General features: G+C 72.5%; 20 protein-coding genes. 6 read left to right on the top strand and 14 right to left on the bottom strand.

The window, feature by feature from the left end:
- Window positions 1-12: 12 nt before the first annotated feature.
- Window positions 13-789, bottom strand: a complete 777-nt coding sequence (locus ACFYQ6_RS25355; protein ID WP_361574473.1) for an SseB family protein — start codon at window positions 787-789, stop codon at window positions 13-15.
- Window positions 790-875: 86 nt separating this feature from the next.
- Here ACFYQ6_RS25355 and ACFYQ6_RS25350 point away from each other — a divergent pair, with 86 nt between their 5' ends.
- Window positions 876-1,778 carry a serine hydrolase gene (locus ACFYQ6_RS25350; RefSeq protein ID WP_361574476.1) on the top strand — a complete coding sequence of 301 codons (903 nt, stop codon included), beginning with the start codon at window positions 876-878 and terminating at the stop codon, window positions 1,776-1,778.
- Here ACFYQ6_RS25350 and mycP read toward each other — a convergent pair.
- Both mycP and ACFYQ6_RS25340 read right to left on the bottom strand, forming a co-directional pair.
- A complete protein-coding gene (mycP, locus tag ACFYQ6_RS25345) occupies window positions 1,762-2,967 on the bottom strand; it encodes a type VII secretion-associated serine protease mycosin (protein WP_388765056.1) in 1,206 nt (401 codons plus the stop codon). The two genes, ACFYQ6_RS25350 and mycP, sit on opposite strands and share 17 nt — an antisense overlap.
- Complete coding sequence (locus tag ACFYQ6_RS25340) at window positions 2,964-3,827, bottom strand: hypothetical protein (RefSeq protein ID WP_361574944.1); 864 nt, start codon at window positions 3,825-3,827, stop codon at window positions 2,964-2,966. The genes mycP and ACFYQ6_RS25340 overlap by 4 nt, the downstream gene beginning before the upstream one ends.
- Before the next feature lie 473 nt (window positions 3,828-4,300).
- On the opposite strand from ACFYQ6_RS25340, the gene ACFYQ6_RS25335 reads away from it, so the two are divergent.
- Window positions 4,301-5,503 (top strand): amino acid deaminase/aldolase, encoded by a 1,203-nt coding sequence (locus ACFYQ6_RS25335; RefSeq protein ID WP_361574479.1) that lies wholly within the window; start codon window positions 4,301-4,303, stop codon window positions 5,501-5,503.
- Between the two features lie 105 nt (window positions 5,504-5,608).
- On the opposite strand, the gene ACFYQ6_RS25330 is transcribed toward ACFYQ6_RS25335, so the two are convergent.
- From ACFYQ6_RS25330 to ACFYQ6_RS25315, 4 genes are all read right to left on the bottom strand, one after another.
- Window positions 5,609-6,514 carry a DUF2510 domain-containing protein gene (locus ACFYQ6_RS25330; RefSeq protein WP_388765054.1) on the bottom strand — a complete coding sequence of 302 codons (906 nt, stop codon included), beginning with the start codon at window positions 6,512-6,514 and terminating at the stop codon, window positions 5,609-5,611.
- Window positions 6,515-6,588: 74 nt separating this feature from the next.
- Window positions 6,589-7,377 carry a 3-oxoacyl-ACP reductase gene (locus tag ACFYQ6_RS25325; RefSeq protein ID WP_361574485.1) on the bottom strand — a complete coding sequence of 263 codons (789 nt, stop codon included), beginning with the start codon at window positions 7,375-7,377 and terminating at the stop codon, window positions 6,589-6,591.
- A 6-nt stretch (window positions 7,378-7,383) separates the two neighbouring features.
- Window positions 7,384-8,748: an aldehyde dehydrogenase family protein gene (locus ACFYQ6_RS25320; RefSeq protein ID WP_388765052.1), complete on the bottom strand. Its 1,365-nt coding sequence runs from the start codon at window positions 8,746-8,748 to the stop codon at window positions 7,384-7,386.
- 8 nt (window positions 8,749-8,756) lie between these two features.
- Window positions 8,757-10,118 (bottom strand): glutamine synthetase family protein, encoded by a 1,362-nt coding sequence (locus ACFYQ6_RS25315; RefSeq protein WP_388765050.1) that lies wholly within the window; start codon window positions 10,116-10,118, stop codon window positions 8,757-8,759.
- A gap of 74 nt (window positions 10,119-10,192) precedes the next feature.
- Here ACFYQ6_RS25315 and ACFYQ6_RS25310 point away from each other — a divergent pair, with 74 nt between their 5' ends.
- Together ACFYQ6_RS25310 and ACFYQ6_RS25305 are read left to right on the top strand one after the other, a co-directional pair.
- The gene (locus ACFYQ6_RS25310; protein WP_388765048.1) at window positions 10,193-10,930 is read left to right on the top strand and encodes a FadR/GntR family transcriptional regulator; all 738 of its coding nucleotides are present in this window, start codon (window positions 10,193-10,195) and stop codon (window positions 10,928-10,930) included.
- Between the two features lie 112 nt (window positions 10,931-11,042).
- The gene (locus tag ACFYQ6_RS25305; protein ID WP_361574499.1) at window positions 11,043-11,771 is read left to right on the top strand and encodes a gamma-glutamyl-gamma-aminobutyrate hydrolase family protein; all 729 of its coding nucleotides are present in this window, start codon (window positions 11,043-11,045) and stop codon (window positions 11,769-11,771) included.
- A 144-nt stretch (window positions 11,772-11,915) separates the two neighbouring features.
- On the opposite strand, the gene ACFYQ6_RS25300 is transcribed toward ACFYQ6_RS25305, so the two are convergent.
- The 3 genes from ACFYQ6_RS25300 to ACFYQ6_RS25290 all read right to left on the bottom strand — a co-directional run bounded on the left by ACFYQ6_RS25300 (window position 11,916) and on the right by ACFYQ6_RS25290 (window position 14,341).
- Window positions 11,916-12,374, bottom strand: coding sequence for a hypothetical protein (locus ACFYQ6_RS25300; protein ID WP_361574502.1), 459 nt, complete (start codon window positions 12,372-12,374; stop codon window positions 11,916-11,918).
- 173 nt (window positions 12,375-12,547) lie between these two features.
- Window positions 12,548-12,889, bottom strand: coding sequence for a hypothetical protein (locus tag ACFYQ6_RS25295; RefSeq protein WP_361574505.1), 342 nt, complete (start codon window positions 12,887-12,889; stop codon window positions 12,548-12,550).
- Window positions 12,890-13,396: 507 nt separating this feature from the next.
- Window positions 13,397-14,341 carry a LysR family transcriptional regulator gene (locus ACFYQ6_RS25290; RefSeq protein WP_361574509.1) on the bottom strand — a complete coding sequence of 315 codons (945 nt, stop codon included), beginning with the start codon at window positions 14,339-14,341 and terminating at the stop codon, window positions 13,397-13,399.
- A gap of 70 nt (window positions 14,342-14,411) precedes the next feature.
- On the opposite strand from ACFYQ6_RS25290, the gene ACFYQ6_RS25285 reads away from it, so the two are divergent.
- Window positions 14,412-15,566 carry a TDT family transporter gene (locus ACFYQ6_RS25285; protein WP_388765045.1) on the top strand — a complete coding sequence of 385 codons (1,155 nt, stop codon included), beginning with the start codon at window positions 14,412-14,414 and terminating at the stop codon, window positions 15,564-15,566.
- Here ACFYQ6_RS25285 and ACFYQ6_RS25280 read toward each other — a convergent pair.
- The 4 genes from ACFYQ6_RS25280 to ACFYQ6_RS25265 all read right to left on the bottom strand — a co-directional run bounded on the left by ACFYQ6_RS25280 (window position 15,505) and on the right by ACFYQ6_RS25265 (window position 20,674).
- Window positions 15,505-16,209, bottom strand: a complete 705-nt coding sequence (locus tag ACFYQ6_RS25280) for a helical backbone metal receptor (RefSeq protein ID WP_361574515.1) — start codon at window positions 16,207-16,209, stop codon at window positions 15,505-15,507. The genes ACFYQ6_RS25285 and ACFYQ6_RS25280 overlap by 62 nt on opposite strands.
- 10 nt (window positions 16,210-16,219) lie before the next feature.
- Window positions 16,220-16,765 (bottom strand): XRE family transcriptional regulator, encoded by a 546-nt coding sequence (locus ACFYQ6_RS25275; protein WP_356740066.1) that lies wholly within the window; start codon window positions 16,763-16,765, stop codon window positions 16,220-16,222.
- Between the two features lie 197 nt (window positions 16,766-16,962).
- A complete protein-coding gene (locus tag ACFYQ6_RS25270; RefSeq protein ID WP_388765041.1) occupies window positions 16,963-19,590 on the bottom strand; it encodes an ABC transporter permease/substrate binding protein in 2,628 nt (875 codons plus the stop codon).
- The gene (locus tag ACFYQ6_RS25265; protein ID WP_361574522.1) at window positions 19,583-20,674 is read right to left on the bottom strand and encodes a glycine betaine/L-proline ABC transporter ATP-binding protein; all 1,092 of its coding nucleotides are present in this window, start codon (window positions 20,672-20,674) and stop codon (window positions 19,583-19,585) included. The genes ACFYQ6_RS25270 and ACFYQ6_RS25265 overlap by 8 nt, the downstream gene beginning before the upstream one ends.
- A 261-nt stretch (window positions 20,675-20,935) precedes the next feature.
- On the opposite strand from ACFYQ6_RS25265, the gene ACFYQ6_RS25260 reads away from it, so the two are divergent.
- Window positions 20,936-21,844, top strand: a complete 909-nt coding sequence (locus ACFYQ6_RS25260; RefSeq protein ID WP_361574947.1) for a 5'-3' exonuclease — start codon at window positions 20,936-20,938, stop codon at window positions 21,842-21,844.
- Window positions 21,845-21,859: the final 15 nt, after the last annotated feature.

Below are 21,859 nucleotides of genomic sequence, written 5' to 3'. Positions count from 1 at the left end.
GGCTCGTCGGCGTCAGCGGCTGAACAGCGGCTCGCCCGGGGCGTCGGCCCCGGCGGGCAGCAGCGCGAGATCGATGCCGCGCACCAGGCGGGCCCGGAGCACCTCGCTGGCCGACAGCGCCTCGGCGACCCGGCGGGCGGCGTCGGCGACCACCGCGCCCTCGGCGAGGACCAGGGCGAGGGTGCCGTCGGCCGGCCCCGGGCCGAGGTGCGCGCGGAGCACGGCGGGCTCGGCGGCGACCGCCTCCCGTACGGCGGTGACGACGGCGGGGTCGTCGAGCGGGTCCGCGCTGACGCGGTTCTCCGCCAGGGCCCGCAGCGCCGGCCCGGTGAGCTCGAAGGTCACGGGCCCCGCGAGGTCGAGCACCACGGTGTCCGCCTTCTCGTGCGCGGCGGCCTGCAGCGCCTGGTGCAGGGGTACGGCGACGGGCCGCGCCTGCGGGTCCCAGCGGGCCAGCGAGGCGGTGGAGGTGAAGGCGGGCAGCGCACGCCGGTCACCGGCCTGAAGCGTCGGCACGGCCATGTCGCTGGTCTTCTCCCGGCGCAGGCCGCCCCCCCGTCGCCCGCCACCGCCCTTCCCAGGAGCTTCGCGCCCCTCCTCATCGTCCTCCTCGACCTCGCCCAGGACGGCGACGACGGGGACGAGCAGCCGGGCGTCGCGGAGCGCCGTCAGGACCGGGCCGACGGCCGTGCGGTCCTCCGCCCACGCCGCGAGGGCGGCCGTCAGCTCGGGGGCGGCGGTGCCGTCGTCGTCGGAGAAACCTGGGTCCGGGATGTTCTTGAGCTCCACACGACGAGCGTAGTGGGTGGCGTCTCCCACCTGGGCGACAGGTCGGGCACAGGCTGCTGCCAGGTGCGCCGCCTAGCGTCCGCGCCATGCCCCGTCACAGAACCCGCAGGTCCACGCTGTCCGCCTCGGTGACCGCCGGCCTGCTCCTGGTCTGTTCCGCCGTGGGTGGCGCGTACCTGGTGGGTCGTTCCGCGGAGGACGCCCCGGCCGCCGTGGCCGCCGTATCCTCCGCGTCGAGCCCGTCGGCCACGACGGGCGTGAGCGAGGAGCCCCAGGTGGATCTCGACGCGGAGCTGGCCGAGGCGCTGGCGGTCCCGGCGGACGGCGCCGATGTCTCGGTGTCGGTGCTGGACACGGAGACGGGAGCGCACGCGACGTACGGCGACGGCACGTACGACACCGCCAGCATCGTCAAGGTCGACATCCTGGCGGCGCTGCTGCTGCTGGCCCAGGACGAGCAGCGTGAGCTGAGCGGGGCGGAGCACGCGTACGCGGAGGCCATGATCCGGCGCAGCGACAACACCTCGGCGACCGAACTGCTCAAGGTGATCGGCGGCGCCGAGGGGCTGGACGCGGCCAACGAACGTCTGGGCCTGACCGGGACCGGGGCCGTGCACGCGTGGGGGCTGACCCAGACCACGGCTGCCGACCAGGTGCGGCTGTTGGAGGCGGTGTGCGGTTCGGGGCCGGTGCTGACGGATGCCTCCCGCGCCTATCTGACGGAGCTGATGGGCGAGGTCGAGGCGGACCAGCGCTGGGGGGTGTCCGCAGCGGGAAGCGGAGCGGTGCTGAAGAACGGCTGGATGCCCCGGACCACGACGGGGCTGTGGGACGTCAACAGCATCGGGCGGGTGGAGAGTGGCGGGCACACCCTGCTGATCGCCGTGCTCTCGCGCGGGCACACGACGAAGGAGGCGGGCATCGCCCTCGTGGAGTCCGTCGCGAAGGCCGCGGCCGGCGTGACCGGTGCGGTCAGCGGGTCCGGCTGACGGAGTTGCCGCCGCGCCACAGCACCACGGCCAGGGCGAGGAGTACGGCTCCGAGGCCGCCCGCGGCCGGGGCGAGCCAGCCGGCCGGGTCCTGGTCCTCCGGCTCGGGGGTGGGGCCGGCTCCGAAGTACTGCTTGCGGTAGCCGGCCGTGGCGGACCGGGCCTCCGTACCGTCGGGGCTCAGTTCCGCCCCGGCCTCGATGGCGGCGGCGGGGTCGACCAGGCCGTAACCGCGGGCGTCGTCACGGCCGCCCTCGGGGGCGTTGCGGGCGGTGTCGGCGAGCAGGGTCTTGATCTGGGCGGGCGAGAGCCCCGGATGGGCGGCGCGCACGAGGGCGACGGCCCCGGAGACGAAGGCCGAGGCGGCGGAGGTGCCCCACTCGATGTAGTAGTGCTGGTCGGGGTTGGCGACGACGATGTCGACGCCGGGGGCGCTGACGGTGGCGTACCAGCGGCGGGTCGAGAACGAGGCGTGCGTGCCGTACTTGTCGACGGCGGCGACGGCGATCACCCCGGGGTAGGCGGCCGGGTAGGAGACACGGTCGCCCTTGTCGCCGCTGTTGCCCGCCGACGCGACGACGGCCACGCCCTTGCCGAGGGCGTACTGGATGGCCGCGTCCTCGCCCGGCTCCGGGTGCGCGGACTTGCTGTCGTCGCCCAGGGAGAGGTTGATGACGTCGGCGCCCTGGTCGGTCGCCCAGCGGATGCCGTCCGCGAGCGCCGTGCCGCGTGACTCGCGAGCCTTGCCGCGGGAGGAGTCGTTGGACTCGAGGATCACCCGGACGGGCAGGATCTTCGCCTCCGGAGCGACGCCGAGCACCCCGTCGGCCCGGCCGGGTCCGTTGCCCCGGCCCGCGATGATACCGGCCATGGCGGTGCCGTGCAGGGCCCATGCGCTGTCGCCGCGCCCTGCGCCGAAGCCGATGAGGTCCTTGCCGGGCAGGACCTGGCCCGCGAGGTCGGGGTGCTGGTCGTCGACCCCGGTGTCCAGGACGGCGACGGTGACGCCCTCGCCCTTCGTCGTCCGCCAGGCCTGGTCGGTGTGCAGGGCCTCCAGGCCCCACTGCTGGTCCCGGATGGCGTCCGCGCGGGCCGGGACGGCGGGGATCAGCGCGAAGGCGGTGGCCGTGGTCACGGCGGCGAACGCGCGGAACAGGCGGGCCCGGGGTGTTCCGGCTGCTGCGGTCACTCCGGCTTCTCCGTGAGGTCGGTGACGGTCCTGCGCAGTGCGCGCTCCACCCGGTCGGCGATGCCCTTCGCCTCGTGGCCGAGTCCGGCCTGGGCGACGGCGGTGGTGGCCCCGGCGGCCATGGCCTCGGCGACGGGCTGCGGATCGGCGACCGTCCGGCCGTCGGCGAAGCCGGAGACCGCGAACACCACGACGGGGGCCTCGGTCAGCACATGGACGGTCCAGCTCGCGCGCTGACCGTCCGTGAAGTCCGCCGCGACGGTGTTCTCGGCCGGATAGGCACGGGGCATCAGGTCGGAGCGCGCGGCGAGCTTCTGGGCGGTGAAGCGGGTGCTCAGCGCGCTCATCGCCTGGGCGTCCGCCTCCGTGAAGACCATCCCGACAGTCGTGACGCTGCTGCGGGTCGCGTCGGAGTAGGTGGCGCGCAGCAGGCGTTCGCAGCCGACCGGCCGGAGCGCCTCGAGGAGCAGCGGGTCCAGACCGGCCGCGCACTCGCTGTCGCCCGCGACGGCGACCCGGGTCCACACCCGGTCGGTGGCTCCCGGACCCGCGCCCTCGCCCTTGAGCGTGCGCGGGAAGAGGGTGTCGACGGGCACGCTGTGCCAGACGGAGCGGCTCACGGTGTACGCGCTGTCCTCGCCGGGCTCGGCGGCGGAGTCCCCGGTGAGCCAGCTGCCGGTGACCGCGCCGCCGATGAGCCCGAGGCCGAGCACGGCACAGGCGGCGGCCGCCGCGGTCCTGAGCGGGCGCCTGGCCGGTACGGGGCGGAGCCGGGTGGTGGTCTCGGCGGGGGTCTCCGCGTAGGCGTAGTAGGCACCGGGCGGGGCCGGGGCGACGCCGGGGCGGGGGGTGAGGTCCACAGCGCCGACGGGCCTGCGCCGGGTCGCGGCGGGCTGCGCGGGGTGGCCGGGGGGCGCGGACGGCGGCGGCGCGACGGGGGGCGCGGGCGGTACGGCGCGCAGCCGGGTGGTCGTCTCCGCGGGCGTGGGCTCCGTGCGCGGCGCGGGAGGCGTGGGCTCCGTACGCGGGGCGGGAGGCGTGGGCTCCGTACGCGGCAGTCGCGGTGCCGGGGCGTGTCCGGGGTGGGGCGGCGGAGGCGGGACGCCCGGGCGGGGCGGCACTGGAGCGCGCTGCGCTTCGGTACTCATCCGTCCCCCTGGTCCACGTCCCCGTACCGCCCGCGGACCGGCGCTTCGCACGGGCCCGTCGTTCGCTCGCGTGGCGTTCACTCTACGGGGTGCAGGGCGCCCCGTGGGACGGGGACGGAGGGTGCGGGACGATCTGCACCGAACGTCCCCTACCCAGTGATACGGCCGTCTGGCAAGCTGCGGCCATGACTGCCCGCGCCGCTGACCGGACCCGTTACGACCGGGCCACCGCCCATCTCGACGCCCCGGTGGCCGTCGTCGATCTGGAGGCCTTCGACTCCAATGCCGACGATCTGGTGCGGCGGGCCGGCGGCAAGCCGATCAGGGTGGCGAGCAAGTCGGTACGCTGCCGCGCCCTGCTGGAGCGGGTGCTCGCGCGCCCCGGGTTCGCCGGGATCATGTCGTTCACCCTCGCGGAGTCACTGTGGCTGGCCCGGTCCGGCTTCGAGGACGTGCTGCTGGCCTACCCGTCGGCCGACCGCGCCGCCTACGCCGAACTGGCGGGCGATCCGAAACTCGCGGCGGCGGTGACCGTGATGGTGGACGATCCGGCGCAGCTGGAGCTGATCGACGCGGCGCGGTCCGGTGGCACCGAGGAGATCCGGGTCTGCCTGGAGCTGGACACGTCGCTGCGGCTGCTGGGCGGCAGGGTCAGGATCGGCGCGCTGCGCTCCCCGCTCCGCTCCCCCGCCCAACTGGCCGAGCTGGCCCGCTCGGTGGAGCGCAGGCCGGGTTTCCGGCTGGTGGGGCTGATGGCGTACGAGGGTCATGTCGCCGGTGTCGGCGACTCGTTGGCCGGCCGCCCGCTGCGCTCGCGCGCGGTGCGGCTGATGCAGGCGGCGGCGCGCAGGGAGCTGGCGACCCGGCGGGCGGAGGTCGTGCGGGCGGTACGGGCGGTGGCGCCGGACCTGGAGTTCGTGAACGGGGGCGGTACCGGCAGTGTGCAGCACACCGCCGCCGAGGCCGCGGTGACCGAGATCGCCGCGGGCTCCGGGCTGTACGTGCCGAGGCTGTTCGACAACTACACGTCGTTCACCGGCCGTCCGGCCGCGTTGTTCGCCCAGCCGGTGGTGCGCCGTCCCGGCGTGGGCGTGGTGACGGTGCTCGGCGGCGGATATCCGGCGTCGGGGGCGGCGGGCCCGGACCGGCTGCCGGTGCCGTATCTGCCGGAGGGCCTGCGCTACGACCCGCAGGAGGGCCCCGGAGAGGTGCAGACTCCTCTGCTCGGCTCGCCCGCGGACGATCTGCTGATCGGCGACAAGGTGTGGTTCCGGCACGCGAAGGCAGGTGAACTGTGCGAGCGGTTCGACGAGTTGCGGCTGATCGAGGGGGATCGGATCACGGACACCGTGCCGACGTACCGCGGTGAGGGCCGCACCTTCCTCTGAGGCTCCCCGGTCCTGCCGCTGAGGCTCCCCTGTCCTGCCGATGCGGTTTCCCGGTCCTGCCGCTGAGGCTTCCCGGCCCGGACCGGGCGGCGAGATCGTGGGGTGTCAGGGCCCCACGGTGCTGCCCACCCCGCCGTTCGTGGCGTCACCGACCGGTCGGATGCCCTCGGTGACGGTGTCCATGAGGGAGAGCGGCAGATCGTCCTGGCCCGCGTCGAACGCGAAGCGCACGATGACCGGGGTCTCGCTGCCCACCGCGGAGGGGAAGACGAGCGACTGCACATAGCCGCCCGGCCCCTTGCCGGTGGTGACCTTCCAGCGCACCAGGTGGCCGGTGCGACCGGCCACGGTGACGGACTCGGACGCCAGTTGCTCGTGGGACCTGATCCCTCCGTGCGGGCGTCCGCCGGCGAAGTCCTCGCCGTAGGCGTTGTCCGCGGCGGTCCCGATGTCCTGCTCGGCGAGGTCCTTCATGTCCGTGAGGTCGGTGCCGCCCGCCGTCCGGACCGTGACGGTGCCGTGGTAGCAGTAGCTCCCCGAGTCGCCGGGGCAGGTGTACGACTCGACCGTACGCATCGTGGAGGAGTCGTCGAGGGTGTGTTCCGGCTTCTCCCAGCCCTCGGGGACCTTCAGGGTGACGCCGTTGAGCTGGTCGACCAGCACCGTGGGGTCGTCCTCCGCACCGCCTGCTGGGGAGGGGGCGCTCGCGCTGACCGTGGCGGTGGGCGAGGGCGCGCCTGATCCGTGGCCGGTGTCCCGGCCGCTGTCCTCGCCGAGCACCAGGAAACCGGCGACGGTCGCCGCCACGACCGCGAGGCCCGCCGCGGCGAGGACGACGGTCCTGGGCGTGCGGCGGGCGCCGACGGGTGCGGGGCTCCCGGGCGGGTGGGGTACGGACAGCGACGAGGGGACCGCGCGGGCGTGCGCGGTCCAGGCCGTGCCGTCCCACCAGCGCTCGGTTCCCGGCACGTTCACGTCCGGGTACCAGCCGGGTGGGGTCGAGTGGCTCATGGGACCACTGTAGGGACGGCGCCCGGGGCCCCGGGTCCGGATCGGGCCGGCGAGGCAGGATCCGGGCCCGGCTCCTAGAGCGGGGTCACGTACGCCCCCGAGATCCCGCCGTCGACGAGGAAGTCGGTGGCGTTGACGAAGGACGAGTCGTCGCTGGCCAGGAAGGCGACGGCGGCCGCGATCTCCGTCGCCTCGGCGAACCGGCCGAGGGGGATGTGCACGAGCCTGCGGGCGGCGCGTTCCGGGTCCTTCGCGAACAGCTCCTGCAGCAGTGGTGTGTTGACCGGTCCCGGGCACAGGGCGTTGACGCGGATGCCCTCACGGGCGAACTGCACCCCGAGTTCCCGGGACAGGGCGAGCACTCCGCCCTTGGACGCGGTGTAGGAGATCTGCGAGGTGGCCGCGCCCATCCTGGCCACGAACGAGGCGGTGTTGATGATCGAGCCGCGCCCCTGGCGCCGCATGTAGGGCAGGGCGGCCTTGCAGCAGAGGTAGACCGAGGTGAGGTTGACGTCCTGGACGCGTTTCCATGCCTCCAGACCCGTGGTGAGGATGGAGTCGTCGTCGGGGGGCGAGATGCCCGCGTTGTTGAAGGCGATGTCGACGGAGCCGTAGGTGTCGTCCGCCGCCGCGAAGAGCGCGTCGACCTGGCCGGGGTCGGTGACGTCGACGCGTACGAAGGTGCCTCCCACCTCCTTCGCCGCGGCCAGGCCCGTGGTCTCGTCGATGTCGCCGCAGACGACGTGGGCCCCTTCGGACGCCAGCCGGCGGGCGGTGGCCAGGCCGATGCCGCTGCCGGCGCCGGTGATGACGGCGGTGCGGCCGGTGAGACGGCGGCAGATGTTCCCGGTGTCGGTGCTCATGTGTGGTCAGGCCTCCGTGCCGATGAAGACGTTCTTGGTTTCGGTGAAGGCCGCGAGGGCGTCGGGCCCCAGTTCACGGCCGAGCCCGGACTGTCCGTACCCGCCGAAGGGGGTCCAGTAGCGGACTGCTGAGTGGGAGTTGACGGACAGGTTCCCGGCCCGGACCGCCTGCGACACCCGGAGGGCGCGGCCGACGTCACGGGTCCAGATGGAGCCCGCCAGTCCGTAGTCGGTGGCGTTGGCCAGTCGTACGGCGTCCTCCTCGTCCTCGAAGGGCAGGACGACGGCTACGGGGCCGAAGACCTCCTCGGTGGCGACGGGCGCGTCCGGAGCGACACCGGTGAGGACGGTGGGCGGGAACCAGAAACCGGGCCCTGAGGGCGCGCTGCCCCGGATGCCGTCGGCGTTGTCGGGGACGAGGGCGCGGACGCGCTCCAGCTGGGTCCGGGAGATCAGCGGGCCCATCTGGGTCTTCTCGTCGGAGGGGTCTCCGACGACGACCGAGGCGATGGCCGGTACGAGCAGTTCGAGGAAGCGCTCGTACACGGGCCGCTGGACCAGGATGCGGGTGCGGGCGCAGCAGTCCTGGCCGGTGTTGTCGAGGAAGGACATGGGCGCGGAGGCCGCCGCGGCCTCGACGTCGGCGTCGGCGAAGACGATGTTGGGGCTCTTGCCGCCGAGTTCGAGGGTCAGCCGCTTCACCCGGTCCGCGCACCTGGCCATGATCTGTCTGCCGACCCGGGTCGATCCGGTGAAGACGATCTTGGCGACGCCGGGATGGTCGACCAGCGCGGCGCCCGTCACGTCCCCCGCGCCGGGCAGCACCTGGAAGAGGTGTTCGGGCAGTCCCGCGTCGAGGGCGATCCGGGCCAGTTCGAGGGCGGTGAGCGGAGTGGTCTCGGCCGGCTTGAGGATGACCGCGTTGCCGGCGGCGAGCGCGGGCGCGGTGCCCCAGGCGGCGATCGGCATGGGGAAGTTCCACGGGGCGATGACCCCGACGACGCCGAGCGGTTCGAGGAGGGTGAGATCGATCCCGCCGGGGACCGGGATCTGGCGTCCGGTCAGGCGTTCCACTCCCCCGGCGGCGTAGTCCAGCAGGTCCCGGACGTTGGACGCCTCCCAGCGTGCGTTGCCCAGGGTGTGGCCCGCCTCCGTGACCTCCAGCAGGGCGAGGCGTTCGGCCTGTTCGTCGACGAGGACGGCGAACCGGCGCAGCAGCCGCGCGCGGTCGGCCGGTGCCAGGGCGGCCCAGGCGCGCTGGGCCGCGGCGGCCCGGGTGACGGCGGCGGACACCTCGGAGGCGGTGGTGGCGGGGACGGTGGCGACGAGCGCTTCGGTCGCCGGGTTCAGGACGCGGTGTTCGTGGATCACGGGGTGCCTCACAGGCGTTCGAAGGAGCGGCGGAGTTCCCAGTCGGTCACCGCGGCGTCGAAGGCCTCCAGTTCGACGCGCGCCGTGTTGCGGTAGTGAGCCACGATCTCGTCACCGAAGGCGGCGCGGGCGATCGCGCTGCTCTCCCAGAGCTCGGCGGCTTCGCGCAGTGTGGTGGGGACCTGGTCGTATCCGGCGGTGTAGGCGTTACCCTCGCAGGCCTCGGGGAGTTCCAGCTCGTTGTCGATGCCGTGCAGTCCGGCGGCCACGAGCCCTGCGACGGCGAGGTAGGGATTGACGTCCCCTCCGGGCAGCCGGTTCTCGAAGCGCATCGAGCGGCCGTGGCCGACCACGCGCAGGGCGCAGGTGCGGTTGTCGTGCCCCCACGCGACGGCGGTCGGGGCGAAGGAGCCCGGCTGGAATCGCTTGTAGGAGTTGATGTTCGGCGCGTACAGCAGGGAGAAGTCGCGCAGGGCCGCGAGCTGCCCGGCGAGGAAGCGGCGCATCACGGGCGACATGGCGCCGTCCTCGCCCGCCATGACACTGCGCCCGTCGGCGTCCCGGAGGGAGAGGTGGATGTGGCAGGAGTTGCCCTCGCGCTCGTTGTACTTGGCCATGAAGGTGAGGGCGACACCTTCCTGGGCGGCGATCTCCTTCGAACCCGTCTTGTAGACCGCGTGCTGGTCGCAGGTGACGAGCGCCTCGTCGTAGCGGAAGACGATCTCGTGCTGGCCCGGATTGCACTCGCCCTTCGCCGACTCGACGGTGAGGCCGGCGGACGCCATCTCGTTGCGGATGCGGCGCAGCAGCGGCTCGACGCGGCCGGTGCCGAGGACGGAGTAGTCGATGTTGTACTGGTTGACCGGGGTGAGCCCGCGGTAGTGGCGGTCCCACGCCTGCTCGTAGGTGTCCTTGAAGACGATGAACTCGAGCTCGGTGCCGACATGGGCGGTCAGTCCGTGCGCGGCGAGCCGCTCGAGCTGCCGCCGGAGGATCTGGCGGGGCGCGGCGAGGACCGGTGAGCCGTCCTCCCAGGCGAGATCGGCCATGACCAGCGCCGTCCCCTCGTGCCAGGGGATGCGGCGCAGGGTGGTGAGGTCGGGGTGCATCGCGAAGTCGCCGTAGCCGTTCGACCAGGACGACATGGCGAATCCGTCGACGGTGTTCATGTCCGTGTCGACGGCGAGCAGGTAGTTGCACCCCTCCGTGCCGTGTTCGAGCACCTCGTCCAGGAAGAACGGCGCGGCGAACCGCTTGCCCTGCAGCCGGCCCTGCATGTCGGGGAAGGCGAGGACGACGGTGTCGATCTCGCCGCTCCCCACGAGTTCGCGCAACTCGTCGACCTGGAGCGGGGGTGTTCGGTCTGCCACGGGATACTCCTCGTTCGGTCAGCCGGAAGGCTTAAGGTATGGGAGAAAACCATTGGAGGGAAGGGAATCGGGACGTGGCGGAGGAGACCGTGGAACCAGGGGCTTCCGGTCCGCTGCTGCCCGCGCTGCGGCCGGTCCGGGCGGGCAGCGGCTTCGAGGAGGCCCTGGAGCAGATCCTCCAGGTGGTCCGGCTCGGCCTGGTGCCCGCGGGCGGACGGCTGCCGGCCGAGCGTGAGCTCGCCGCCCTCCTCGGGATCAGCCGCGTCACCCTGCGCGACGTGCTGAAGGTGCTCCAGGACCAGGGGCTGGTGGAGGCGCGGCGCGGCCGATACGGCGGCACGTTCGTGCTTCGGCGCACCGGCCCGGCCGACGGGGACGAACTGCGCCGGCGGGTGGCCGGTGTCGACATCGAGGACGTTCTGCTGTTCCGGGAGGTGCTGGAGACGGGGGCGGCGGGCCTGTGCGCCTCGCGCGGCCTCGACGACGAGGGGGCGGACCGGCTCCGGACGGCTCTGGCGGCGACACACGAGGCACCTCTGCCCGACTACCGCAGGCTCGACACCCTCTTCCACCTGACGATCGCGGAGCTGTCCGGCTCCCCCTCCCTCACGGCCCGTTACGCGACCGTCCGGGCGACCGTGAACGACCTGCTGGACTGCATACCCCTGCTCGTACGGAATCTGGAGCATTCGCAGCAGCAGCACACGGCCCTCGTCGAGGCGGTGCTCGACGGCGACGAGGAAGCGGCGCGTGCGGTGGTGCGCGAGCACTGCGCGGGGACCGCGGCACTGCTCCGGGGCTTCCTGGCTTGATCTTGCCCTTCCGGATCACTGCTCTTGCGCGGCGGCGTTCGACGAACAAAGGTATGACGCGACACCATTGCACCGGGCCGGTCCGCAGACCGGCCGCCGGAGGGACCGCACCATGCACGAACCGCTCATCGGCGTCACGACCTATCTGGAGCCGGCGGCTCGCTGGGGCGTCTGGGAACTCCCCGCGGCGGTGCTCCCCTCCGCGTATCCGCGGCTGGTCCAGCGATCCGGCGGCCTGGCCGCGCTGTTGCCGCCGGACGCCCCGGCGCGGGCCGCACAGGTCGTCGCCCGGCTGGACGGCCTCGTGATCGCGGGCGGCGCGGACGTCGATCCCGGACTGTACGGCGCGGAGCGCGACTTCAGGACCGGCCCGCCGGCGCACGAGCGCGACACCTGGGAGGTGGCCCTGCTGCGCGCGGCGCGCGAGGCGGGTGTGCCGGTGCTCGGGATCTGCCGGGGGATGCAGCTGCTGAACGTCGCGCTGGGCGGGACCCTGACCCAGCATCTTGACGGCCACGCGGGCCCGTTCGGCAAGGCGGGTGTGCTGGGCGAGCACACGGTGACACCGGTCCCGGGCACGCTGTACGCCTCGCTCGTGCCCGATGAGGCGTCCGTCCCGACCTACCACCACCAGGCCGTGGACCGGCTCGCGCCGGGGCTGGTGGCGTCCGCGTACGCCGCGGACGGCACGGTGGAGGCGATCGAGCTGCCGGGGACCCCGTGGGTGCTGGGTGTGCAGTGGCACCCGGAGATGGGCGACGACCCGCGGATCATGCGGGCCCTGGTGGACGCGGCCCGCACGCGTACGGGGGCGGCGCAGCCGGTCGCGGACCGGGCCTGAGGGAACCTCCGCGCGTCTCGCACGGGTGGCCCGGCCCCGGCTTCGCGCGTCTCGCACGGGTGGCCTGTCCCCCGGCTTCGCGCGTGTCGCACACACGGCCCGGCCCCTGCTCCGCGACGCGCGCGGAGCAGGGGCCGGGCCGTCTCAGACCGCGTCCTGCGGGAATCCGTGGTGCGCGCCGCCCGGTACGAGTACCCGCCAGGCCTCCATGGCGCCGGAGCAGTCGGGGAACACCGCGAGCCTGAAGCCGGGTGCCCAGGTCACGGTGAACTCCCCGGCCTCGCCGACGGTCACGGCGTCCACGGTGGGGCGCAGTTGCCCGAGTACCCCGTCGAGCGTGGCCGCGCGGGCGTCGTACACCGTGCGGAACTCGTCGAAGGCGGTGGCTCCCGCTCCCTTCTGCGCGTATCGCATGTCCGCGGACCCGAGAACGGTCTTTCCCTCGTGCGTGATCCGGAAGGGGCACTGCACATGGACCATGACCTTCTCGCCCGCCGGACCGGCGAACTCGATCACGCCCATGTCCGCGGCCCTGCCGACGGACCGGACCACAGCGCCCTCCAGGAGCGTGGTGATCGCGCCGTGCGGCGTCTCAGCAGCCACCGGGTGACCCTTCCTTCCTCGACGCGCCTGTGAGCTCGGCCTCTCCCGGCCCTTCATCAGGTCCCTCCACGCCTGCGCACGGTACGGAGCCTCGGCCGAGGAGGAGGAAGCCGTAGTGCCGCGTCCCGGGCCGGGGGGTGGACGTCCGCCCCCGGCCCGGGACGCGGGAGCCCTCACGGACTGTCGGCTCCCCCTTCCCCGCCGTGTGCCGGGCGGGTCGCTCCCGGCGTGGGCCCCGCGTCCGCCGAGCTGTCCAGCCACTCGTCGAAGCTCTCGACCAGGGCTGCCGTGGTCGCGGTTGCCGGGGCGGAGGCCAGGGCGTCCCGGATCACTTCGACCGTCTCCCGGTCCAGGTGCACGGTGAGCCAGAGCCTCGGGTCGACCAGTGTGGGAACGATCCCCGCGTCCGACCGCCGGACCAGGTCGGCCAGCTCGGCGGCGCGGCGCTCGTCGAGCCCCGGCATGTCGATGCTCCAGTAGGGGAAGTCCGCTTCCTCGTCGTCGGCCATCAGCATCCGATCGCCGTCAGGAGAGCGTCCGTCGTCGCGGTCGCCGAACCGGCCGAGCTCTCCGATCGCGTCGCAGGACTCTGACCCCCGCGTTGCTCAGGCCGGTGCACTGCGTGTCCCGGGCCCGGTTCCGCAGGTCGTGCTCGCAGTCCGACGCCGGCCACCGAAGCCGTACCGGCCACCAGTGCGACGGCGAGCACCCACGCCGCCGCCGGTCTTCCCGCTCCCCCGCGTGCGCGGGCACGACGAAACATCCCCCAGCCCCCCAGAGCCCACAGAAAAAGATCACATGATGTGACTGCCAGTGACCGTAGGGACCGCGGATGAACGCGTCCACCTGCGCAGATGGGTACATTCAGCCGACACCTGCACGCCGGACCCAAAAGCGAAAGTGACCTTCGTCTCATGGAAATCCTGCCGGGGACGATTGCCCGGACATGAGGTCGAGCAGAGGTGTCCGGCACATGAACCGGCCCGCGAGCGGCACATGAGCCGGCCGCGAGCGCCCACGTCTCAACCGCGCGCCGGACCCGAGGGGTGTGCGGTCAGGGAGAGCAGGTCGCGGGCCGGGCCGGACGGGCGGTGCCCGGCGGGCCAGACGGCGCGCAGTTGCCGGCGGAGCCGTACGCCCGCGACGGGAATCTCGACGAGGCGCCTGGCCGACAGCTCCTCGGAGAGCGCCAGTTCGCTCAGCACGCAGGGGCCCGCGCCGCTCTCCGCCGCGCCCTTCACGGCAGTGGTGGAGGAGAGTTCGAGCAGCGGGCTCGCCAGTCCGCCGTGCACGGCGAGCGCCGCGTCCAGGACCTGGCGGGTGCCCGAACCGCGTTCGCGCAGGATCAGGGGGGACGCCGCGAGCTCGCCGGGGGTCAGGGGCGTACGCCGGCGGGCCCAGGGGTGGGACGGGGCGACCACGACGACGAGCCGGTCGTGCGCGATGACGGTGCCGTCGAGGCCTTCCGGCACGGACAGCCCTTCGACGAAGCCGAGGTCCGCCTCGCCGGAGAGCAGCCGCTGGGCGACGACAGCCGAGTTCCCCGCCAGCAGGGACACCGCCGTGTCCGGGCGGCCGGCGCGCAGGGCGATCAGCCAGCCCGGCATCAGGTACTCCGCGATGGTCATGCTGGCCGCCACCCGCAGCCGGGAGTCCCGCCGGTCGCGGAGCGCCTGAGCGCCCGCGTCGAAGGCTTCGGCGGCCTCCACCACCCGGCGCGCCCAGTCGGTGACCAGGGCGCCGGCGTCGGTCAGCCGGGAGCCGCTCGGGGAACGGTCCAGCAGCGCGACCCCCAGCTGCCGTTCCATGGACCGGATCCGGCTGGAGGCCGCCGGCTGGCTGATGCCGACCTCCCGCGCGGCCCGGCCCAGGCTCCCGTGCCGCGCGACGGCGAGCAGAAGCACCATGGCTCCCAGATCGGGAACCCGGTGGGGCAAGGAGGAGGACGGAGGGACGGGACTGGTCATAACCCCAGCTTATGGCCCCATAGCCGTGTGCTCACTGGTGTGCGGGGGGCCGCCCACCCAGAATCGTGGCATGGCCATCTTTCCGCGGATCACGACCGAGGCGCCCTCCCCCCGGCCCGCAGCCGTCCGCCTCCCCGCACTGCGGCATCTCGGCCCGAACTGGTACGCCACCGTGATGGGCACGGCCGTCGTGGCCACGGCCGGCGCCGCTCTGCCCCTGTACGTGCCGGGCCTGCGTGCGGCCTGCCTCATGGTCTGGGCCCTCTCCGCCGTGCTGCTCGTCGTGGTGCTCGCGGCCCGGGCCGGCCACTGGCTCCTCCACCCGGACCAGGCGCGTGCCCATCTGCTGGATCCCGCCGTGGCCCCGTTCCACGGCTGCCTGTCCATGGCGCTGCTCGCCGTGGGCGCGGGCACCCTGGTGGTCGGCCGGGACGTTCTCGGGCACCAGGCGGCCGTCGCCGTGGACGTGGTGCTGTTCTCGGCGGGCACGCTGAGCGGGCTCGCCACCGCCGTGGTGATCCCGTATCTCATGGTCGTACGCCACCGGCCGGCGCAGGGCAGCGCTTCCCCGGTCTGGCTTCTGCCGCTGGTGGCCCCGATGGTGTCGGCCGCCGTCGGGCCGCTGCTGGTGCCGGAGCTGCCGCCCGGCCAGGGGCGCGAGGCGCTCCTGCTGGCCTGTTACGCGATGTTCGGGCTGTCGCTGCTGGCGACCTTGGTGGTCCTCCCGCTGGTCTTCGCGCGGCTGGTCCACGAGGGCCCGTTGCCCCTCGCGCTGACGCCGACGCTCTTCCTCGTGCTCGGCCCGCTGGGCCAGTCCACGACCGCCGTCAACCAGCTGGCCGATGCCGCGCCCGGCGCGATCGCCGCGCCGTACGCCTCGGCCTTCGGCGCGTTCGCCGTGCTCTACGGGGTCCCGGTCATGGGGTTCGCACTGCTGTGGCTCGCTCTGTCCGCCGCGATGGTGGTGCGCGCGGTGCGGCGCGGCATGCGGTTCACGATGACGTGGTGGGGGTTCACCTTCCCGGTCGGCACGTGCGTCACCGGAGCGGCGGGACTGGCCCGGCACACCGGGCTCCACGCGTTCACCTGGCTCGCCGCGGCGCTGTACGCACTGCTGGTGGCCGCCTGGGCGTTCGCCGGGCTGCGGACGGTGGGCGGGCTGGTCAGCGGAGCCCTGCTCGCAGCGCCGGGGCCGCTTCGGCGAGCGACGGTCCGTACCACGTGAGGTGCCGCCCGTCGACGAGCGCGGCGGGCAGTCCGGGGAAGGCCTCGGGCCCGTCGGTGGCGGTGAAGCGGTACGGCTCGTCGGGCAGCACCACCAGCTCGGCGCCGGCGGCGTTCAGCTCGGCCAGGGGGACGCGGGGGTAGCGCTCGTGGTGGTCCGCGTACACGTTGCGTATCCCGAGGCGGGCCAGCAGGTCGCCGGCGAAGGTGTCACGGCCCAGGACCATCCAGGGCCTGCGCCAGACCGGCACGACGGCGGGGCGCGTGACGGGCGCCGGCGGCAGCGCCGACCAGGCGGCACGTGACTCCTCCAGCCAGCGCGCCCGGGGCAGGCCGCACGCGGCGAGGACCCGTTCCAGTTCGGCGAAGGCCTGGTCGAGGGTGCGGATCTCGGTGACCAGGACGTCCAGGCCGGCCGCGCGCAGGGCGTCGAGGTCCGCCTCCCGGTTCTCCTCCTCGTTGGCGAGGACGAGGTCGGGGCGCAGGGCGGCCACCGCGGCGGTGTCGGGGTTCTTCGTGCCGCCGATCCGCGCCGCGGTCAGCCCCGCGGGGTGGGTGCACCAGTCGGTGACACCGACGAGACGGCCGGGGGCCGTGACGGCGACCGCCTCGGTGAGCGAGGGAACGAGGGACACGACACGCACGGCAGCCCCGTCAGCGGCGCGAGTCGTACGTCGCGTCGATGTGCTCGGCGACGGAGACGACCAGCAGCCGGGTGCCGGGAACGGCCGCCCGCCAGCGGTGCCGGACCCCGCCGGACAGGAAGAGGGTGTCGCCCCGGCCGAGCCGATGGGCCTGTCCCTCGGCCTCGACCTCGACGGCACCCTCCACGACGTACATCACCTCGTCGTTGCGGTGCTGGAACTCGCGCCCCAGGTCCGGTTCGCCGCTGAACTCCAGCGCGCTGAGCTGGTGGCGGCCTCGCACCAGGCGGCGCACGCCGTCCTCGCCGTCGGCCCGCACGACGTCCACGGCGCGTGCCGAGTCCGCCGCGGCCCGCAGCCGCTCGGTCGTGGTCTCCAGCGCCTGCGCCACCCGGTCCAGGGAGCGGGGGCTCGGTCTGGCCCGCTCGTTCTCGATCTGGCTCAGGAACGGTACGGACAGGCCACTGCGCCCGGCCACCGCGGCCAGGGTGAGTCCGAGGGTCCTGCGGCGTCGGCGGACCGCGGCACCCACTCGAAGGGCTTCCTTGTCGTCCATGTCCGGCTCCCTCCCCGGTTCGCCATCCTGCCGGTTGCCAGCACCCTACGCATGTCGTTCGCGTGATGGAGGGGAAGCGGGCGGACGAGGACGGACGGGAAACCTTCGGGGACTCCCTGAGACAAGCCTGAAGGGGACGGCTCCGGTTCGCTACCGGGGCCGTCCCCTTCGTCATGGCTGGTCCGTGGGCCCGGGGGTCAGCTGACGGGTGCCAGCTTCGCGACCACGTCCGGGTTGGCGTCCATCCAGCGGCGGGCGGACTCCTTCTCCTTGCCCGCGCCGCCCTTCTGGAGCTCAACCTCCAGCGAGGCCAGCTGCGCCTCGCTGAGCTTGAAGTCCTTCAGCCAGCCGGTCAGCTCCGGGAAGTCCTTGGCGAAGTCCTTCTTGGCGACCGTGTGGATCTGCTCGCCCTCGCCCCAGGCACCCTTCGGGTCCTCGAGCTTCTTCAGGTCGTGCTTGCCGTAGGCCCAGTGCGGCGACCACAGGGTCACCACGACGGGCTCCTTCTTCTTGATCGACCGGTTCAGCTCGGCCAGCATCGACGAGGTGCTGGAGGAGACCACCTCGTACTCACCTTCGAGGCCGTACTCCTTGAGCACCTTCTTGTTGAGGGTTCCCATCATCCCGGCGCTCGACTCGATGCCGATGATCTTGCCGTTGAACTTCTTGCCCTGGCCCTTGAGGTCCTCGAGCGAGTCGATGCCCTTGACGTACGAGGGCACGCTCAGCTCCAGCGAGGTCGGGCCGTACCAGGAACCGAGATCGGTGAGGTTGTCCTTGTACCGGTCCCAGTAGTCCTTGTGCGTCGTCGGCAGCCAGGAGTCGAACTGGACGTCGAGCTGGCCCTGCGCGAGACCGGTGTAGAGCGGGCCGGGGTCGAGCTGCTTGACCGTGGTCTTGTAACCCCGGTCCTCGAGCATGTTCTGCCAGAGGTAGGTGGAGGCGATCGCCTCGTCCCACGGGAAGTACCCCATGTTGACGGTCTTGCCCGCGTCCTTGCCCTGCTGCGAGCCGCCCGCGCCGCCCGGCACCGGAGCCAGCTTGTCGACCAGGCCCGGGTTCTTCTTCAGCCAGGCGCGGACGCCGTCCTGCTCCTTGCCCTGACCGGCGTTCTGGATCTCGTTCTCGAGGCCGGTGAGCTGCTCCTCGGAGAGCTTGAAGTCCTTGAGCCACTCGGCGACGGCGGGCGCCTTCTTGGCGAAGCCCTTGTGCGCGACGGTGTGGACCTCTTCGCCCTTGCCCCAGGCACCCTTCGGGTCCTTGAGCTTCTTCAGGTCGTGCTTGCCGTAGGCCCAGTGCGGCGACCACAGGGTCACCACGACGGGCTCCTTCTTCTTGATGGAGGCGTTGAGCTCGGCCAGCATCGAGGAGGTGCTGGAGGAGACGACCTTGTACTCACCTTCGAGGCCGTACTCCTTGAGCACCTTCTTGTTGAGGGTGCCCATCATCCCGGCGCTGGCCTCGATGCCGATGATCTTGCCGTCGAACTTCTTGCCCTGGCCCTTGAGGTCCTCGAGCGAGTCGATGCCCTTGACGTACGACGGGACCGTCAGCTCCAGCGACGTGGGGCCGTACCAGGAACCGAGGTCGTCCAGCTGGTCGCTGTACTTGTCCCAGTAGTCCTTGTGCGTGGTCGGCAGCCAGGAGTCCGTCTGGAAGTCGATGTCGCCGCGGGCGACACCGGAGTAGAGCGGACCGGCGTCGAGCTGGGTGATCCCGGTCTCGTAGCCGCGCTGCTCCAGGATCTCCTTCCACAGGAACGTGGAGGCGATGCCCTCGTCCCAGGGGATGTAGCCCATGTTGATCTTCTGGCCCTTGCCGACGTTCGAGGCGTCGGCCTGCGCCGCCTTCGAGTCGGAGGAACCTGCGATGTTGAGGCCTCCCGCGACGAGCGCGAGGACGACGACACCGGTCATCGCGACGGCGGTGCCCGGCTTGTAGTGCGTGAACTTCAGCCGCCGCGCACCCGCGGCGACCTTGGCGGCGGCGCGGCGGCCGAGCGGGGAGACCCGCTCGTTGAGCGCGCCGGTCATCCGGTCCAGGTACATGGCGAGGATGACGACGGCGATCCCGCTCTCGGCGGCGAGGCCGACCTGGAGCTGGGTGATCGCGGCGTAGACCTTCTCGCCGAGACCGCCGGCGCCGGCCATGCCGCCGATGACGACCATCGACAGGGCCAGCATGATGACCTGGTTGATCCCGGCCATGATCGTCGGCAGCGCCAACGGAAGCTGCACCCGGGTGAGGGTGTGCTTGGGCGTGGTACCGAAGGCCTCGGCGGCCTCGACCAGCTCGCTGTCGACCTGGCGGATACCCAGCTCGGTCATACGGACGCCGGGCGGCATCGCGAAGACGATGGTGGCGATGACACCGGGGGTGACGCCGACGCCGAAGAACATGACGCCGGGGATCAGGTAGACGAAGGCGGGCATCGTCTGCATGACGTCGAGCACCGGCCGAAGCGCGGCGCCGACCCTGTTGTTGCGCGCCGCCCAGATGCCCGTGGGAACCGCGATCACGATGGTGATCACTGCCGCCACGACGACCAGGGAGAGCGTCGCCATCGCCTCGTCCCAGAGGGCGAGGGAGTCGATGAGCGCGAAGCCCACGAAGGTGAGGACGGCGGGGATCACGCCGCGCAGCCAGAACGCGACGACGGCGAAGATCCCGGCCATCAGGAGGGCGTCACCGCCGCTGAGCACGGCGTTGACACCGTCGTACATGCCGCCGAGGACGGTCTTGATGAAGTCGAAGATCCAGGTGAGGTTCGACTGGAGCCAGTCGACCGCGTCCTCGACCCAGCTGCCGAAGGAGAGCCTAGGCACCGGCGATCACCTTCTTCGCCTCACGCTGGGCCGGCACGGGGGCCTCCACCTGCGGTTCCTCGCCGAGCGCGGCGAGGAGCCTGGAGCGCGGGACGACGCCTATGACTCCGCCGTCCTCACCGGTGACCGCGACGGCCACCCCGCTCGTGGAGCAGGGGGTGAAGAGTTCGGCGATGGGGGTCTCGGTCGTCACGGTCGCGGGGGCCTCGGCCAGCACGTCCTTGTCGGAACGGCCCGCCTCCGGCGCCTCCATGATCGAACCGGCGGTGAGGACCCGGGACCGGTCGACGTCCTGGATGAAGGAGGCGACGTAGTCGTTGGACGGCCGGACGAGGATGTCCTCGGCGGTGCCCTGCTGGACGATCTCGCCGTCCCGCATCACGGCGATGCGGTCACCGAGGCGCATGGCCTCGTTGAGGTCGTGGGTGATGAAGACGATCGTCTTCTTCAGCCGCTTCTGCAGTTCCAGGAGCTGGTCCTGCATGTCGCGGCGGATCAGCGGGTCGAGCGCGCTGAAGGACTCGTCCATCAGGAGCAGGTCGGCGTCGGTGGCGAGCGCGCGGGCCAGGCCCACGCGCTGCTGCATACCCCCGGACAGCTCGTCGGGCCAGGACTTCTCCCAGCCGGCGAGACCGGTCAGCTCCAGCGCCTGGGCGGCACGCTCCTCACGCTCCGCACGCGGGACGCCCTGGACCTCCAGCCCGTAGGCGGCGTTCTCCAGGACGCTCCTGTGGGGGAAGAGCGCGAAGTGCTGGAAGACCATGCTGATCTTGGTGGAGCGGACGCTGCGCAGCTCACGAGGGCTGAGGGCGGTCAGGTCCTGACCGTCGAACAGCACCCGCCCGGCAGTGGGCTCCAGCAGGCCGTTGAGCATCCGGAGCAGGGTGGACTTACCGGATCCGGAGAGCCCCATGACGACGAAGATCTGGCCCGGCTCCACGGTGAACGAGGCGTCGATCACCGCTGCGGTCGTTCCGTCGGCGCGCAGCTCGTCGCGGCGGGTCCCGCCTTCGAGCTTCCGCACGGCTTGATCGGGTCGTCTGCCGAACACCTTGTACAGGTGCTCCGCTTGCAGCCTTGACACATACACCTCACGCGTTGAACCGAAACGGTCTGCCACCCCCGCGGCAGACCGTGGAGCGGTGCGGATTCGGCCCGCAGAGCACGCGCATCAGTCAAAAATGGACGTGGTCCGCTCCGGTGGCGCGCCTGCCCTCACTTACGCCACACAAACACTTGTGTGACCCAGTTCACTCGTAAGCAACCGCTGTCGCGGGAACCGCGCGCTTCCCTCGCACGCACTGTCGGAGGGTTGCGGCATCATCGGGGTGTGACGCGACGCCTGATGCTCCTCGACACCGCCTCCCTCTACTTCCGCGCCTATTTCGGCGTCCCGGACTCGGTGCGCGCACCGGACGGCACTCCGGTCAACGCCGTGCGCGGGCTGCTCGACTTCATCGCCCGGCTCGTGCAGGACCACCGGCCCGACGACCTGGTGGCCTGCATGGACGCGGACTGGCGCCCGCAGTGGCGGGTCGACCTGATCCCCACGTACAAGGCGCACCGGGTGGCGACGGAGACCCCCGCGGGCATGCCCGACGAGGAGGAGACCCCGGACACGCTCTCCCCTCAGGTCCCCGTCATCGAGGACGTGCTGGACGCCCTGGGCATCGCCCGGGTGGGTGTCGCCCCCTACGAGGCGGACGACGTGATCGGCACGCTGGCACGGCGGGCCACCGGGCCGGTGGACATCGTGACCGGGGACCGCGACCTGTACCAGCTGGTGGACGACGCCCGTGGGGTCCGGGTGCTCTACCCCCTGAAGGGCGTGGGTACGCTCCAGATGACGGACGAGGCCTGGCTGCGCGAGAAGTACGGGGTCGACGGCGCCGGATACGTCGATCTGGCCCTGCTGCGCGGCGACCCGAGCGACGGACTGCCGGGGGTCCCCGGGATCGGCGAGAAGACGGCGGCGAAGCTGCTGGACGCCTTCGGAGACCTCGCCGGGATCATGGCCGCGGTGGACGACCCCTCTGCCCGCCTGACCCCCTCCCAGCGCAAGCGGCTCGACGAGGCCCGCGACTACGTGGCCGTCGCCCCCAAGGTGGTCCGCGTCGCCGACGACGTCCCCGTACCCGCGTTCGACGCCGCGCTCCCCCGCGAACCGCGCGACCCTGCCGCACTGGAGGCTCTCGCGACGCGGTGGGGGCTGGGCGGTGCACTGCAGCGCCTGCTCCTGACACTCCAGGCGTGAGATGTTAGCTTAGGT

This window comes from Streptomyces sp. NPDC005494 (assembly GCF_042872025.1).
In the GTDB taxonomy this organism is placed as follows: domain Bacteria; phylum Actinomycetota; class Actinomycetes; order Streptomycetales; family Streptomycetaceae; genus Streptomyces.
Note: the sequence above shows the minus strand (reverse complement) of the source record. Positions and strands in the feature narration are given on the sequence as shown.